At 34.6% G+C, this 16,681-nt stretch carries 12 protein-coding genes and 1 tRNA gene; 1 reads left to right on the top strand and 12 read right to left on the bottom strand.

The features are described from left to right. Window positions 1-9 precede the first annotated feature (9 nt). The 6 genes from infB to ACQY63_RS01120 form a co-directional block, all read right to left on the bottom strand. Window positions 10-2,904 (bottom strand): translation initiation factor IF-2, encoded by a 2,895-nt coding sequence (gene infB, locus ACQY63_RS01145; RefSeq protein ID WP_428244603.1) that lies wholly within the window; start codon window positions 2,902-2,904, stop codon window positions 10-12. Window positions 2,905-2,917: 13 nt separating this feature from the next. Next, window positions 2,918-3,217: a L7Ae/L30e/S12e/Gadd45 family ribosomal protein gene (locus ACQY63_RS01140; RefSeq protein ID WP_022165186.1), complete on the bottom strand. Its 300-nt coding sequence runs from the start codon at window positions 3,215-3,217 to the stop codon at window positions 2,918-2,920. Continuing rightward, complete coding sequence (gene rnpM / locus ACQY63_RS01135) at window positions 3,210-3,485, bottom strand: RNase P modulator RnpM (protein ID WP_022165185.1); 276 nt, start codon at window positions 3,483-3,485, stop codon at window positions 3,210-3,212. The genes ACQY63_RS01140 and rnpM overlap by 8 nt, the downstream gene beginning before the upstream one ends. Window positions 3,486-3,523: 38 nt before the next feature. Further along, window positions 3,524-4,735, bottom strand: coding sequence for a transcription termination factor NusA (gene nusA / locus ACQY63_RS01130; RefSeq protein ID WP_117999129.1), 1,212 nt, complete (start codon window positions 4,733-4,735; stop codon window positions 3,524-3,526). A 15-nt stretch (window positions 4,736-4,750) separates the two neighbouring features. Next, complete coding sequence (rimP, locus tag ACQY63_RS01125) at window positions 4,751-5,218, bottom strand: ribosome maturation factor RimP (protein ID WP_022165183.1); 468 nt, start codon at window positions 5,216-5,218, stop codon at window positions 4,751-4,753. A 311-nt stretch (window positions 5,219-5,529) separates the two neighbouring features. Next, window positions 5,530-6,345, bottom strand: a complete 816-nt coding sequence (locus tag ACQY63_RS01120; protein ID WP_428244602.1) for an SDR family NAD(P)-dependent oxidoreductase — start codon at window positions 6,343-6,345, stop codon at window positions 5,530-5,532. A gap of 72 nt (window positions 6,346-6,417) precedes the next feature. Here ACQY63_RS01120 and ACQY63_RS01115 point away from each other — a divergent pair. Then, window positions 6,418-6,489 (top strand) — tRNA-Glu (locus ACQY63_RS01115). A gap of 511 nt (window positions 6,490-7,000) precedes the next feature. Here ACQY63_RS01115 and ACQY63_RS01110 read toward each other — a convergent pair. The 6 genes from ACQY63_RS01110 to ACQY63_RS01085 are packed head-to-tail and all read right to left on the bottom strand — an operon-like array spanning window position 7,001 to window position 16,633. Continuing rightward, window positions 7,001-11,524, bottom strand: coding sequence for a PolC-type DNA polymerase III (locus ACQY63_RS01110; RefSeq protein WP_412621888.1), 4,524 nt, complete (start codon window positions 11,522-11,524; stop codon window positions 7,001-7,003). Window position 11,525: 1 nt separating this feature from the next. Further along, window positions 11,526-12,581, bottom strand: coding sequence for a flavodoxin-dependent (E)-4-hydroxy-3-methylbut-2-enyl-diphosphate synthase (gene ispG / locus ACQY63_RS01105; protein WP_299053708.1), 1,056 nt, complete (start codon window positions 12,579-12,581; stop codon window positions 11,526-11,528). Window positions 12,582-12,611: 30 nt separating this feature from the next. Then, window positions 12,612-13,913 carry a site-2 protease family protein gene (locus ACQY63_RS01100; protein WP_302689227.1) on the bottom strand — a complete coding sequence of 434 codons (1,302 nt, stop codon included), beginning with the start codon at window positions 13,911-13,913 and terminating at the stop codon, window positions 12,612-12,614. 3 nt (window positions 13,914-13,916) lie between these two features. Next, window positions 13,917-15,059, bottom strand: a complete 1,143-nt coding sequence (locus ACQY63_RS01095) for a 1-deoxy-D-xylulose-5-phosphate reductoisomerase (RefSeq protein WP_022164958.1) — start codon at window positions 15,057-15,059, stop codon at window positions 13,917-13,919. 19 nt (window positions 15,060-15,078) lie between these two features. After that, window positions 15,079-15,903, bottom strand: a complete 825-nt coding sequence (locus tag ACQY63_RS01090) for a phosphatidate cytidylyltransferase (RefSeq protein ID WP_022164959.1) — start codon at window positions 15,901-15,903, stop codon at window positions 15,079-15,081. Window position 15,904: 1 nt separating this feature from the next. Next, window positions 15,905-16,633 carry an isoprenyl transferase gene (locus ACQY63_RS01085; protein WP_428244601.1) on the bottom strand — a complete coding sequence of 243 codons (729 nt, stop codon included), beginning with the start codon at window positions 16,631-16,633 and terminating at the stop codon, window positions 15,905-15,907. Window positions 16,634-16,681 lie beyond the last annotated feature (48 nt).

Below are 16,681 nucleotides of genomic sequence, written 5' to 3'. Positions count from 1 at the left end.
TATTAAAACCTATCTTGGAACTTCTACCATAATGTAAGCTTCTACCTGATCTAATTCAGCAATTTCGTTAAAGCCTTCAAATACAAGACCGCATTCGTAACCTGCTTTTACTTCCTTAACATCATCTTTGTATCTCTTAAGTGATGCAACAGGGCCTTCGAAAATCTGCTTTCCGTCTCTTGTAATTCTAGCTGAACAGCCTCTCTGCATAAAGCCGTCTAATACGTAAGAACCACCGATGTTACCAACACCAGATGCCTTAAATATCTGACGGATTTCTGCATGACCAATAACTTTTTCTTCATAAATTGGCTCAAGCATACCCTTCATGGCTCTTTCAATGTCTTCAATAGCATTGTAAATTACAGAGTAAAGTCTTAAATCAACCTTTTCATTATTTGCTGTAATTTCAGCCTGTGTATCAGGTTTTACGTTAAATCCTAAAATAATTGCGTTTGATGTAGATGCTAAAATAACGTCTGATTCGTTAATTGCACCAACACCACCATGGATAATCTTAACTTCAACTTCATCATTTGAAAGTTTAAGTAAGCTCTGCTTAACTGCTTCAACTGAACCCTGAACGTCAGCCTTAACGATAATGTTAAGTTCTTTTAATTCACCGGCTTCAATCTGTGAGTTAAGATCATCAAGAGAAATTCTAAATTTATTAGATTCCATAAGTTTTGCCTTGCTGTCTTCAACGAATGTGTTAGCAAAGTCTTTTGCTTCTGAAGCTGTTTCTGTTGAAACGAAAACTTCACCTGCGTTTGGAACTCCGCTAAGACCTAAAATTTCAACAGGTGTTGAAGGACCGGCAGTCTTAATTCTATTTCCCTTATCATCTGTCATGGCTCTAACTTTACCATGGTTAGCTCCTGCTGCAATATGTGCACCTACTTTTAAAGTACCTTTCTGTACTAAAACTGTAGCTACAGGACCTTTACCTTTGTCAAGTTTTGCTTCAATAACGATACCTCTTGCCTGACGGTTTGGATTAGCCTTTAATTCTAATACGTCAGCCTGTAAAAGTACCATTTCAAGAAGATCGTCAATACCTTCTCTTGTGTGAGCTGAAACAGGAACCATTTCCACGTCTCCGCCCCAGTCAGATGCTAATAATCCATGTTCAGCAAGTCCCTGCTTAACTCTCTCGATATTTGCACCCGGCTTATCAATCTTGTTAATTGCAACAATTATTTCAATTCCTGCAGCCTTAGCATGGTTAATAGCTTCTACAGTCTGTGGCATAACACCATCATCAGCAGCTACAACTAAGATTGCAATATCTGTAGACTGTGCGCCACGCATACGCATTGATGTAAATGCTTCATGTCCCGGTGTATCAAGGAATGTAATTGTCTGGTCATTAATTTTTACAACTGAAGCACCAATATGCTGTGTAATACCACCTGCTTCACCTGAAATTACATTTGTTTCTCTAATTGCATCAAGAAGTGATGTTTTACCATGGTCTACGTGTCCCATAACACAAACTACAGGTGGACGTTTAACCATAAGTGATTCATCTTCTTCATCTTCTTTAAGAAGTTCTTCAATCATGTCTACTTTTTCTTCTTTTTCGCACATGATGTCATATCCTAAAGCGATTTCTTCTGCACTGTCAAAATCAATTTCTGTGTTAACAGTAACCATCTTTCCTTCTAAGAATAACTTCTTAATAAGTGTTGATGCTGTCATCTTCATCTTTTCTGCTAACTCGCCAATTGTAATAGCTTCAGGAACCTGAATAATCTTAATTTCTTCTTTCTTTTCTTCCTTCTTCTTTGGCTTTTCTAATGTAGGTTTAGAGAAATCACCCTTCTTGCCATTCTTACCTCTTCTGCCATCTTCGTAATTTTTCTTATTACGTTCCTGTCTATCCTGGCGGATTTTGTTTTCTCTATTCTTTCTGTTCTTATCCTGAATTGGTTCTGATGGGGCATCATTTCTGTCATTTCTTCTAAAGCCGCCTCTATCATTGTTTGGTCTGTTGCCATTATTTCCGTTTCTGAAATTGCCTCTTTCATTGTTTCTGTTTCCGTTGTTGTTTCTGTTGTCATTTCTGCCATTTCCGTTACGGTCTTTGTTGAAATTACGGTTGTCTTTACGATTTCCATTGTTTCTGTCGTTATTTCTGTCATTGTTTCTATCGTTGTTATATCTTCCGTTATTTCTGTTGTTATTTCTATTGTTGTTTCTGTTATCGTTTCTGTTGTTGTTTCTATTATCGTTTCTATCGTTATTTCTATTGTCGTTTGAACGATTATCTCTCTGCTGTCTGTTGTTGTTTACCTGTCTGTTATTATTGTTTTCTTTAGGCTGTTGTTTATTATCAGCCGGTTTTGTTTCTCTCTGTGCCATTTTTTCCGTAGTATTTTCCTCTTGAATTTTATTTTCTTTGTTTTCCACCTCTTTTACAGGTTCCTTTACAGGTTCCTTTACCACTTCTTTTGCCACTTCTTTTACTTCTACAGGTTTCTTTTCTTCTGCCTTAGGAGTAGTTTCTTTAGCCTGAACAGTTGTATCTTTTGGAGCTGTCTTTTCTTCAACTGCCTTTTCAACTGTTTCGTTAGGCTTAACATTTTCCTTTACTTCTTCTTTTACTTCAGAAGAATGTTTCGAACGATGTTTATGCTCTCCATCACTACTATGTCTACGTCTTCTTCTTTCACCTGTCTTAACAACACCTTTGCTTGTAATTAAAACTCTAGGTTTTGCCTTTTCTTCTTTTTTATTTTCAGATTTTGCTGAAGGGAACTTCTTTTTCACAATTTCAATTGAAGCTTCGTCAATTGAACTTTGAGCTTTTACATCAATTCCTTTTTCTCCAAGCACTTCTATAATGTCTGAACTTTTTATATCTAATTCTTTGGCCAATTCATGTACTCTCATCTTTGACATATACTACCTCCGTCTAACTTTCTAACAATCTGTTGATGGTTTCACTAAATCCTCTGTCCGTTATGGCTATTGACGCACGACTGTCATTTCCAGTTGCCTCGCCTAATTCCTGCTTACTTCCGTAAACAAAACATGGAATCTTATAATATTTGCACTTGTTAAAAAACAGTTTCTTTGTATTATCTGAAGCTTCCTCTGAGACAATAACCAACCATGCCTTCTTTTGTTTTACCGCTTTTTCTACAGAAAACTCACCTGCAACAGTTTTTCCAGCCCTGGTTGCCAAGCCTATCATTGAAAAAACTTTATTCATTTGTATCTCCTAACTGTTCTTTTAATTTTTCAAAAATTTCACTGTCAACGGATACCTTTAATGTTTTTTCCAAAGCTTTTGTTTTCATGGCTTTTTCCAAACAATGCACATCTTCACATATATATGCACCTCTACCGTTTTGTTTTCCTGTTAAGTCAACAAAAACGTTGTTTTCCTTGTCTCTAACAATTCTTATTAGCTCTTTTTTTTCCTTTGACTGTCTGCAACCAATACATGTTCGCATTGGTATTTTTCTATTCTGCCCCATGCCATAATCTCCTATGTTCTAATTGAATCCATCAGTTACTATTCTTCTGTTGATTCCTCTGATGCTTCTTCTACTGAATCAGCTTCTTCGCTTTCTTCATCATATTCATCATCGTAATATTCTCCGTCGTAGTATTCGTCATCGTAATACTCTCCATCATAATATTCGTCATCATCATAATAATCATCTTCATCGAAAACATACTGAATGCCTTCTTCTTTTGCCTGTGACTCACTCTTAATATCAATCTTAAAACCTGTAAGCTTAGCTGCAAGTCTTGCATTCTGTCCTTCTTTACCAATTGCTAATGATAACTGTAAATCAGGAACTACAACTAAAGCTTCCTTATTATCAGGATCTGCTAAAACTGCAATAACTTTTGATGGGCTTAATGCATTTTCAATTAAGATAGCTGGGTTTTCACTCCAGTTAATGATATCGATTTTTTCATCCTGTAATTCTTCAACTACTGCATTTACTCTTGCGCCGTTAATACCTACACAAGCTCCAACAGGATCAACTGCTTCATTATTTGACCAAACAGCCATCTTTGTTCTTGAGCCTGCTTCTCTTGCAATGCTCTTAATTTCAACTGTTCCGTCCTGAATTTCTGTTACTTCCTGTTCGAATAATCTCTTAACAAGTCCCGGATGAGTTCTTGAAACATTAATTCTAGGTCCTCTACCATTATCTTTTACTTCAGTAATATATAATTTAATTTTATCATTTGGTCTAAAGTATTCTCCCTTAGACTGTTCTTTTTCCATTAATACAGTATCGATTTTTCCAATGTTTACGCTAATGTTCTTTCCGTTAATTCTCTGAACTGTACCTGTAATAATATCATCCTGCTTTTCATAATATTCTTCATAGAGACTCTTTCTTTCTTCTTCTCTAATCTTCTGTAAAATACCATTCTTAGCACTCTGTGTAGCAATACGACCAAAATCCTTTGACTGAATTTCTACATTAACTGAATCTCCAATGTCGTATGATGCCTTAATATTTCTTGCATCTTCCAATGAGATTTCACATACAGGATCCATAACTTCTTCAACTACTTCTTTCTGAGAATAAATATGGAAATCACCTGTTTCTCTATCCATTGTTACTGCTACGTTATCTGCTTTATTAAAGTTGTTCTTGTAAGCAACTACCAAGTTACTTTCAATAGCTTCAAATAAAGACTCCTTGCTAATACCTTTTTCCTTTTCCAACACGTCTAATGCTGCAATTAATTCATTGTTCATCTTTCCAATATCCTCCTAAAAATCAATAGTTAATCTAACAAGTGAAACATTCACTCTATCAAGAGCAATCTCACTTCCATCTTCATCTTCTATAGTAATTGTATCCTTGTCATAAGATTTCAATAAACCTACATACTGTTTGTTTCCGTTAAGGCTTCTATATAAATGTACTTCAATTTCCTCGCCAATACTTCTGTCAAAATCTCTGTCTTTTTTCAGTGGGCGACCAAGTCCTGGTGAGCTTACTTCTAATATGTAAGCATCGCTAATAAAGTCTTCTTCGTCAAGTAAATCACTTAACTTACGGCTTACGCCTTCTAAATCATTAATTGTGATTCCACCTGGCTTATCAATAAAAGCTCTTAAATACCAATTGCTTCCTTCTTTAACATATTCCACATCTACCATTTCATACCCTTTTTCTTCAACAATGGGTAACAGTAGTGCTTCTGTCTTCGCTTCGTATTCTTCTTTTCTAGACACCTTAACCTCCTTATTTGACTTTGCTGTATTTGTTAGTATCTTTTATTATAAAGAACATTTTCTAATGTTCTTTGAAAAATTTAACTACATAACAAAGAGCGAACCTTTGCGGTTCGCTCCTTCTACGCTAGTCAATATTCATTACATAGTATACGACGTTATTATTTTCCTGTCAACCCCTGTAAAAATCGTAACTTTCATTGTAAAATTCATCTGCAACTTTCAGCTGCCTTCATTGATTCCAACTTTTATATCTGTCAAAATTGTAATATTTATTCTTAACTTTAATATTATGCAATCTTGTCTGACTACTATCTTACATTTTCAAAAATATCTATTTTTGTATGTTTGATAAACTGCTCATAAAATTTTAACCCTAATACCGGAAAGAATTTTGAAGTAAAGTTCATAAACTTTGCATCTTTTCCTACTATTATTCTATTTTTCTGTTTTATTATCTTTTTTATAATCTTTGCAGCAACTTTATCAACATTATTTGCAATAAATTTCATCAGCTTGCTTTCTGTCTTGTAATACTGACTTCTAAATATGTCTGTCATTATAAATCCCGGACACACATATCCTATGTACATTTCTCTTCCAAGCTCCCCTATTAAAGTTTCTGTATAAGCTTTAACTGCGGCTTTGCTTGCACTATAGACACCTGTTCCAACTAAAGGTGCAAGCGCTCCTGAACTTGATACATTAACAATCCCTGCCATAGTGGACTTTCTTAATATAGATAGCATTGCGTTAATGGAATATCTGCAACTGTTAAAATTAACGTCCATGCATCTCTTAACCTGCTCTTCCGTATAATTAACTGACTTCTCAAAAGGTAATAACATACCTGCATTATTAATTAGCAAATCAACGCTTATATTATTATAAGTAAGTTCTTCTCTAAATGTATTCCAATTTTCTTCCTGGCTCACATCAAAAATCCAATATTTAAACTGATCTCTTAAATAAGACAGTTCTTCTATTAAACTTTTCATTTTTTCTTCAGATTGTCCAATTCCTAAAACCATACATCCATGCTCTCTGATTAGCTGTAGCGTCATAGCTCTTCCTAATCCTGAGGATGCCCCTGTTATAAGAATTGTTTTTCCGTATATCCAGTCCATAAATTAAATCCTTTCAAAAATAACTTGCAAAAATTTCTTTTGCTGTTTATAATAATACAGTAACATTTTTCAGGCTCGTTGGTCAAGTGGTTAAGACGCCGCCCTCTCAAGGCGGAATCACGGGTTCAATTCCCGTACGAGCTGTTTTTTATGCCCTTATTTTAAGGGCTTTTTTCATGCCTGAAGCTACTCATGTGATATTTCGTGTGATATTTTTCGTATTGTATTTCGTGTTGCATTTTCCGTTGCATTTTGTAATGTATAAAGCAACACGATTTTTTCAATTTTTATACAAATGTTATAACACTTGCAATAATTGTAAAATTTGGCAATATTTTTGTAATTTTTTCTTTACTTATAACGATTTTGTGATATAATACTTATTGTTAGCTCGAGTGGTCTTAGTTAATAATTGGGTTCGATTCCCATAGGAGTTATTTTTCTTTTTGTTTTATTATTATTTTTATTTTTTTCATTTTACATCTTTTTTAAAAGATGTATTTTCCTTTTAGTTAGCACTGCTACCGAACATTCGGTATGCAGTGCTTTTTCTTTGCCTTTTATTTTATAAAAATTCAAAATTTCAAATTTCAAACTTAAAATTAAAATTAAATTCATAATTCAAAATTAAATTTGAAATTTGAAACTCATAAAATTAAAAATCAAAAATAGACAACTGACTGTCTTCAGGCATTCCTTCTAACAATCCCAAATCTGACATTGTATCTATTACTGTTTTACTTAACTTACTTTTCTGTCTTAAATCATTTTTAGAAACAAATGGTCCATTCTGATTTGCAACTGCTTCTACTAAAGCATCTGCCGCTTTTTCTCCAAGTCCTTCAATAGAATCCAAGCTAGGCATTAACTTACCATCTATTATCTGGAACTCATGAGCCTTTGCAGTATAAATATCCAACGGTAAGAACTCAAATCCTCTTGCATACATTTCCTGAACAATCTTCATGTCACCTAAAGAATCTTCATCTTTCTTAGATGCTTCATGATTATTCTTCTTACGTTTTAAATCTGCCATAAAGTATTCAAGTTTTTCTTTTCCCTGACACATTGTTTCATAGTCAAAAGCTTTTGCTCGAATTCCAAAATATGCTGCATAATATGCCAATGGGTGATACACCTTGTACCAGGCAACACGTAAAGCCATCATAATGTAAGCAGCCGCATGTGCCTTAGGGAACATGTACTTAATCTTTTTACATGACCAAATATACCATTCAGGTACATTATGTTCACGCATTACATCTTCTTCCTTCCTGTCTTCTCCTGTTTCCTTGTCTGTAAAAGTAAGAAGACCTCTACCCTTTCTAACATGCTCCATAATATCAAAACTTACCTGTGGCTCTATACCTTTATCCATTAGGTAAACCATAATATCATCTCTAGTACATATAGCAGTAGAAATTGTACACTTGCCTTCCTGAATAAGTGTCTGTGCATTACCCAGCCACACGTCAGTACCATGAGACAAACCTGCAAGTCTAACTAAATCGGCAATTTTTGTAGGTTTAGTATCTACTAACATTTGAATAACGAAATCTGTTCCCAGTTCAGGTAAACCAAGGGAACCTGTTGGACAGCCGTCAATGTCATCGCTTGTAATTCCTAAAGCCTCAGGACCAAGGAATAATGACATTACATTTTTGTCATCAAAAGGCACATCCGTTTGAACATTAGTGTTTGTTAGTTTTTCAAGTCGACGAATCATTGTTGGATCATCATGTCCGAGAATATCTAACTTTAACAGGTTTGCATCAATTGCATGGTATTCAAAATGAGTAGTTATTGTATCTACCGTCATATCGTTAGCTGGTTTCTGTATTGGCGTAAATTCATATATTTCCTTATCCCTTGGAACAATAACAATTCCACCAGGATGCTGACCTGTACTTCTACGGATTCCTGTACAGCCTCTTGCTATTCTGTCAATTTCCGCAGTACGCTTAATCTCATTATGGTCATCGTAATAATTTTTCACATAACCAAATGCAGTTTTCTCGGCTACACCTGCGTATGTTCCCGCTCTAAATGTATGGCCCTTACCAAACATAACTTCTGTATACGCATGTGCATTTCCCTGGTATTCACCAGAGAAGTTAAGGTCGATATCCGGTTCCTTTGTACCACCAAATCCAAGGAATGTTTCAAAAGGAATTTCCAAGCCATCCTTATGAAGTTTTTCTCCACAGTGTGGACATACTGCATCAGGCAAGTCAAATCCAAGACCACCCTCTGCTCTTTCCTCTTTAATTGTTGCCTGAATCTTTTTAATTTCATCTATAGGTGTCCCTTCAGGTGCTCTGTACTCATCCTCAAAAAATGAACTTTTGCACTTCTCACAATAATAGTGTGGGGCTAAAGGATTACATTCTGTAATACCTGACATTGTAGCTGCAAAAGATGAACCAACAGATCCTCTTGAACCTACCAAATATCCATCTTCATTTGATTTCCAAACTAATCGCTGAGCCATAATGTACATAACCGCATAACCGTTACCAATAATAGAATCCAGTTCAATTTCCAATCTATCTTCAACAATTTTCGGTAAATCTTCGCCGTAAATTTCATGAGCTTTTTGGAAACAGATATTTCTCAGGTTTTCTTCCGAATTATCAAGAACCGGTGGGCATTTATCAGGATGAATTGGTGAAATATTTTCTATCATATCTGCAATCTTGTTTGGATTTGTAATTACAACTTCTTCTGCTAAATCACTACCCAAATAATCAAACTCGCCAAGCATCTCATCTGTTGTTCTCAAATATAAAGGTGCCTGATTATCTGCATCCTTAAATCCGTTACCATACTGTATGATTCTACGATAAATTTCATCTTCCGGATCCATAAAATGAACATCACATGTAGCAACTGTTATTTTATTAAATTTTCTTCCCAGTTCAATTATCTTCCTGTTAATCTCTCTTAGTTCTTCCCTTGAATCAACTAAGAATTTTTTCTTATTATCTATATCAGGATTACCTGTTTTTAACATAAACTCATTGTTGCCTAAAGGTTGAATTTCAAAATAATCATAGAATTCTGCTAACCTTGCAATTTCCTGCTGAGTTCTTCCATGTAATATAGCCTGATATAATTCACCTGCCTCACAGGCACTTCCAATCATCAGACCTTCGCTGTATTTTAAATAATCACTTTTTAATATACGTGGTCTTTTGTTGGCAAAAGTATCTATATGGGAAATAGATACTAACTTATATAAATTAACTCTTCCTGTCTGGTTTTTAACCAAAATAATTGCGTGATGTGCAGGAAGCTTATTTATAAGATTGTCTGACTTCTTTCCTTCTTTGTTTACTTCATCAAGATTATTAATTCCTTTATCCTTTAACATCTTACAAAGTTTTAGGAAAATAAGAGCTGTACACTCTGCATCATCTACAGCTCTATGGTGATTTTCAAGAACAATTCCCAATGCCTTGGCAACTCTGTCTAATTTGTATTTTCCAAGTCCTATAATCAAATATCTTGACATTGCAACTGTATCAACGATTGTAAAATCACATGGCAAGCCAATTCTCTCGCAATTAGCTGCAATAAAACTCATGTCAAAGTCTGCATTGTGGGCAACCATTACTGAGCCTTCGCAAAATTCCATAAATGAAGGTAAAATTTCTTCTATCTTAGGAGCATCAATAACCATATTGTCATTAATACTTGTTAATTGTTCAATTCTAAGAGGTATAGGTATTTCAGGATTAACAAATGTACTAAAACGGTCAATTATTTTTCCATTTTGTACCTTTACAGCTCCAATTTCAATAATCCTGTCACTTTTTGCACTAAATCCTGTTGTTTCCAAGTCGAATACAACGTATGTGTCATCTAAGCTCTGACCTCTGGGATTAACAATCATATCTTTCAAGTCATCTACCAGATAAGCTTCAACACCATATATTACCTTAAAGTCACAATCTTTTCCTACCTTTGAACATTCCTTCTTAATGTCACAATACTCATGCCAGGCGTCGGGGAATGCCTGTACTACGCCATGGTCTGTTATGGCAATCGCTCTATGTCCCCATTCATAAGCACGTCTTACTAAATCGCTACAGTTACTTACACCGTCCATATCACTCATTTTGGTATGACAATGAAGTTCCACTCTTTTTTCCACTGCAGTATCTTTTCTCTTTTCAGTTGAAAACGGCTGTATAACCTTCATACCATCCACACGGCTGATTTCCACCTGTCTGTCATAGGTGTCATACATCGCAACACCTTTGATTCTTACAAAAGTATTCTTTTTTACCTTTGAAGTAAATTCCTTCTTGGCATTTTCATCTCCTAAGAAAATCTTTACTGCAATACTATCTGTGAAATCTGTTATCTCTAAGCTAACAAGGTATTTTCCTGATCTTAATTCTCTGTCATCCATGGTCATAACCTGACCTTTAACCACACACTCGCCTGTTCCCTCAAACACATCACATAAGGCTGTGTCTGAATCAAATTTAAAATCTCTTCCGTATGCCACTTCAGGATTATCTGAATATGTAGCCTTTTTAAGTCTTTTAGGTCTCTCTTCTACCTTCTTTGCTTCCTCCGGTTGCTTCTCTTCATTTTTGCTTAAAAGAACATCCACTTCATTTTTCAAACGTTTAGCGTTTCGTTTAGCGTATCTATTTCCGTCAATGGCATGCTTTTTGATTTTAACTTCTAAAGGCATACTAAATCTGTCTCTAAAAATTCTCTCAATTGTATCCTTTAAAGTTTTCATTCTGGCCTCCGAAATAATACTTGATTCCAGATTAATAACCAGTCTGCCTTTCTCATCAAAGGATGTTGGTGCCTTCTTTAACATAGTAGCAATTATGGGACTATGTTCATTTAATTCAAGCACAATACTATCCTTATATATTTCAAATAAGTTTTCCGTTGTATACTGAGCAGACAAATAATATTTCTCTATAATTTCTATACCTATCTTTTTGCCTGTTCTTAAAGTTCTTGCTAATTCTTCCCTAATTTTGAAAATAGCAGACTTTTCAATAAGTCTGCTGCTTTCAATATAGATTCTTATTTTGGTATGTTCTGTATTAGTAACAATTCTCGTTATATCTACTAATTCTAAAATACCTCGTAATTCATCATTTAACTGAAGATTATCAAAAACTTCTAAAAAGTTCTTTTTTGCCAATTTAATTCCTCCAGTTTTTTAATTCCTCTTCCAGTGTGTTTAATAATTCGTTTTCAGGAACTCTCTTTACTATTTCGCCCTTTTTAATCAAAAGACCTTCTCCTTTTCCTCCTGCTATTCCAAGATCAGCTTCTCTTGCCTCACCGGGTCCATTAACCACACATCCCATTACAGCAACTTTAATGTCTAAGTCATACTTTGACACCATTTTTTCCACTTGCTTTGCCAAACCAATTAAATCAATTTGAGTTCTACCACAAGTAGGACATGAAACAACTGATATGCCACCTTTTCTTAAACCTAATGTTTTTAAAATAAGTTTGGCACTGGCAATTTCCTCAACTGGATTATCAGTAAGGGATACTCTGATTGTATCGCCAATTCCCTGATTTAAAATAAGGCCCAGTCCTATGGCTGACTTAATATTTCCTGATGTAACTGTTCCTGATTCTGTAATTCCAACATGTAGTGGATAATTAGTCTTTGTAGCTATTAATTCATGGGCTTTAACACACATCATTACATCAGAAGATTTAATACTGATAACAAGATTATCATAACCTAAATCTTCGATTATTTTTACTTTGTCTAAAGCACTTTCAACTAAACCTTCCGCTGTAACCTTACCATATTTTTCTAAAATATCTTTTTCTAACGAGCCACTGTTTACACCAACTCTAATAGGAATATTTTTCGCCTTAGCTACTTCCACTACAGCCTTAACCTTGTCTACAGAGCCAATGTTTCCTGGATTAATACGAATCTTGTCAGCTCCATTTTCCATGGCAGCAATGGCAAGTCTGTAATCAAAATGTATATCTGCTACAAGTGGTATTGAAATCTGCTTCTTAATTTCTGCAATTGCCTTAGCAGCTTCCATTGTGGGAACCGCACATCTGATAATATCACATCCACTAGCCTCTAATTCTTTTATTTGAGCTACTGTAGCTTCCACATCTTCAGTCTTTGTGTTAGTCATTGACTGAATCATTATTGGATTTCCTCCACCAATAACTTTATTTCCAATTCTAATTACTTTCGTATTATCTCTATACATAATCTTCACCTATCCGTCAAAATCATAATTTTAAATTAATTTTCTAATATCATTAAATAATAAAAATACCATTAATGCCATTAATAAAATAAATCCAATGAAATGTATCATACCTTCCTTATCCTTTGGAATCTTTTTTCTTGTAATAATTTCAATAATGTACAAGAATAATCTTCCACCGTCTAATGCAGGTAATGGTAATAAATTCATTACACCTAAGTTGGCACTTAACATTATGGCTAAATTAATTAATGATAAAATAGTTACAGTTGTTCCCTGAGACTTAGCTGTTGAATAAGTATTGCCTATTACATTAACAATACCAACAGGACCGGCAATTTCGTTTGCTGATACCTTTCCTGTAACTAACATTTTTAAGCTCTTTAAAACTGTTGCTATTTCGTATCTTACATCTGTAAAGCTGTACTTGATTACGCCGCCTATAGACTGTTTTTCTCTTCCAATGTTGTAATCAAATCCCCTGCTTGCAATCTTTGTCATTATAGGTTTAACAGTTACATTTACAGTTTTTCCTTTTCTGTCCAAAGTAATCTTAACTTCATTTTCACCAAAAGGATGCTCTGTTAAATAATTGTTCATGTCATTGCCTGTTTTGATTGCAGTGCCGTCAATTTCAGTAACTACGTCTCCTGCCTGAACGCCCGCCTTAAAGAACGCTGAACCTCTTGTTACCTGAGTTATTTCAGCTTCTGCATCGCTTGGTGCATACTGCATACCTACTATATATCTTTTTTCAATTTCAGGTGAATACTTAATTGTCTTTGTCTCACCATTTCTAACAAAAGATACTGTTATGTCGTCACCGTTTAATGGATTAACATAATCTTCTAAGTATATTTCTCTTCCAAGTGTTGCATGAGCTCCATTATACTTAACGATTCTGTCTCCCTGTCTAAGTCCTGCTTCATACGCCGGTGATGCCTTGTCAACATTTGTAACATATGATACATCAGCACCCTTTGCTCCTATTACAATAAACGCAAGTAAAAGAGCTAATATGAAATTAAAAAACGGACCTGCAAATACTATTGCCATTCTCGCCCAGATTGATTTTGAATTAAAAGATCCTTCCTCTTCGTTATCTTCATCTTCTCCAAGCATTGCACAGGAACCACCTAAAGGTAAAATCTTTAAGGAATATCTTGTGCCGCTTTTTGCAACTTTACTTAAAATTCTAGGTCCCATACCTACTGAAAATTCATTTACAAATACACCGTTTTTCTTTGCCACAATAAAATGACCAAATTCGTGTATTAAAACTAATAAGCCAAAAATTATTAATGCTATAATTATACTGATTGCTGTCTCCATTAATTACCACCTTTTCTCAATGAGCTCATAAGCCCACCCCTCTATTTCTAATATTTGTTCTACTGTCGGATTCTCAAGTGCTTTGTGATTTTCCATGCAGTATTGTATTATGTCTGTTATTTCCAGAAAACTAATTTCCCTGTTTAAAAACTTTGCAACTGCCTTTTCATTTGCTGCATTAAATACTGTTGGCATTGAACCACCGATTCTACCTGCTTCAAAAGCCATTTTTAGACCGACAAAATTATTTAAGTCAGGTTCCTCAAAAGTTATCTGACCAATTTTTGCAAAGTCCAGTCTATCACCTGATAAATATCTTCTCTCAGGATAATATAATGCATACTGAATTGGAAGCCTCATATCAGGAGTTCCTAATTGCGCTATAACTGCCCCATCCTTAAACTGCACCATGGAGTGTATAATACTCTGTGGTTGAACTATTGGTTTTACATTGTCAATGTCCACGTTAAATAACCATTTTGCCTCAATTACTTCAAGTCCTTTATTAACCATTGTAGCAGAGTCGATGGTTATTTTTTGTCCCATAGACCAATTTGGATGTTTTAAGGCATCCTCAACTTTAACATTTTTCATCTGTTCTCTTGTGTAGCCTCTAAATGGTCCACCTGATGCTGTTAATAAAATCTTATCAATTTCCTTTGGATTTTCTCCGTTTAATGACTGAAAAATTGCACTGTGTTCACTGTCAACCGGCAATATTTTAACACCATTATCTTTTGCAGCCTTCATTACCAAATGACCTGCTGTAACAAGAGTTTCCTTGTTAGCTAGTGCAATATCCTTCTTTGCCTTAATTGCCTCTAATGTTGGTCTTATTCCAATCATGCCAACAAATGCCGTCACTACTATTTCGGCACTTTTTATTGTAGCCGCCTCTATCAAGCCATCCATACCTGTTACTACTTTTGTATTAGTATCATTTATGGCTGTTTTTAAATTCTTCGCTGCTTCCTCGTTATAGACGCAAACCAATTCAGGATTGAATTCCCTAACCTGCTCTTCTAACGCTTTAATATTTGAGCCTGCAGCAATTGCCACAACGTTTAAATCATCATTTGCTCTAACTATATCTAAAGTCTGTGTTCCTATTGAACCTGTAGAGCCTAAAATTGAAATATTCTTCATTTATCTTTCCTCTAAAAATTTAAAACAATTGTATTAATATCCAAATAATTGGTGCCACATAAATAACACTGTCAAATCTATCCATAATTCCACCATGTCCCGGAATTAATTTTCCGTAATCCTTGATATCATGATTACGCTTAATTGCTGACGCTGCCAAATCGCCAATCATAGAAATTAATGCACCTATGGCACATATAATTGCACACGCAATTACAGGATTAATACTTAAGTTAATTTTATCTGAAAATACTGCTGCATAAATTGCACCTAACGCCGCTGCTCCAACTACACCGCCAACAGCACCCTCAACTGACTTTTTAGGGCTTAAAACCGGTGCCATCTTATGTTTTCCAAAAGCTACGCCTGCAACATACGCACATGTGTCACTTGCCCATGAGCATAAGAAAATCAACCAAACTAAATAAGTTCCGTTTTCTCCATTTCTCACTAAATAAATATATGACAATAGTATTCCGCCATATAACATACACATTATTGCATTTGAAATTTCCTCTGTTTTATATTTAGGAAACATAAATACATATTCTGCCAATAAGCAAATTAAAAATACAACAAGTAATGTAATTACATAATCTTCTTTTCCTATGTAAATCAACGCATAATAAACTATTAACGCAATATATCCTGTAATACCCGGTAGTTTATTTTCCAAGCCTAACACTTTATACAATTCATACAAAGCTGCAACTGACAAAAACATATTAAAGAAAAATAAAATGTTTCCTCCCGGTATAATTGTCACAAGAATAAGTGCAACTAAAACAATGCCACTAATTAATCTTGTAAAAAAAGATTTATTTGCAAATTTACTTAAAACCATTTTACTTAACTCCTCCAAAACGTCTGTCACGCTGATTGTATTTTACTATTGCTTTCTTTAGTTCTTCTTTGTTGAAATCAGGCCATAATACATCTGTAAAATAAAATTCTGTATATGCTAACTGCCACAATAAATAATTAGATAATCTGATTTCTCCACTTGTTCTAATCAACAAATCAGGATCAGGAATTCCTCTTGTGTCTAAATAACTGCTAATTGTATCTTCTGTTATATCCTCAGGATTTAACTTTCCTTCCTTACAGTCCATTGCCATCTTTGTTGTAGCTCTTCTTATTTCGTCTCTGCTACCATAATTAAGTGCAATAATAAATGTTATGCCATCATTATCTTTTGAACACTCTTCTAATTCATTGATTTTGGCAACAATATCATCATCTAATCTTGTTTTATCGCCGATAACCATACAACGCATATTATTCTTATTTGCTCTTTCTATACAGTCCGATAAATACTTTCTAAGAAGTTTCATAAGTGCATCCACTTCATCCTGTGGTCTGTTCCAATTCTCTGTTGAAAAAGCATACATTGTTATATATTTAATACCAATATCATGTGCATCTTCGAGTATTTTTTCTACTGTTTTTGCACCTGCGGCATGTCCTGCTTTTCTAGGTAAAAATCTCTTTTTTGCCCATCTGCCATTTCCATCAAGAATAATGGCAACATGATTTGGAATGTTCATTCCTGTTAAATCAATTTTCTCTGCCATCCCGGTCTCCTTACTCATTTATAAGTTCTTTCAATAACTGAAAATAGA

Origin of the sequence: Eubacterium sp. Marseille-QA0814 (genome assembly GCF_965119675.1) — a bacterium.
Classification (GTDB): domain Bacteria; phylum Bacillota; class Clostridia; order Lachnospirales; family Lachnospiraceae; genus Eubacterium_G.
Note: the sequence above shows the minus strand (reverse complement) of the source record. Positions and strands in the feature narration are given on the sequence as shown.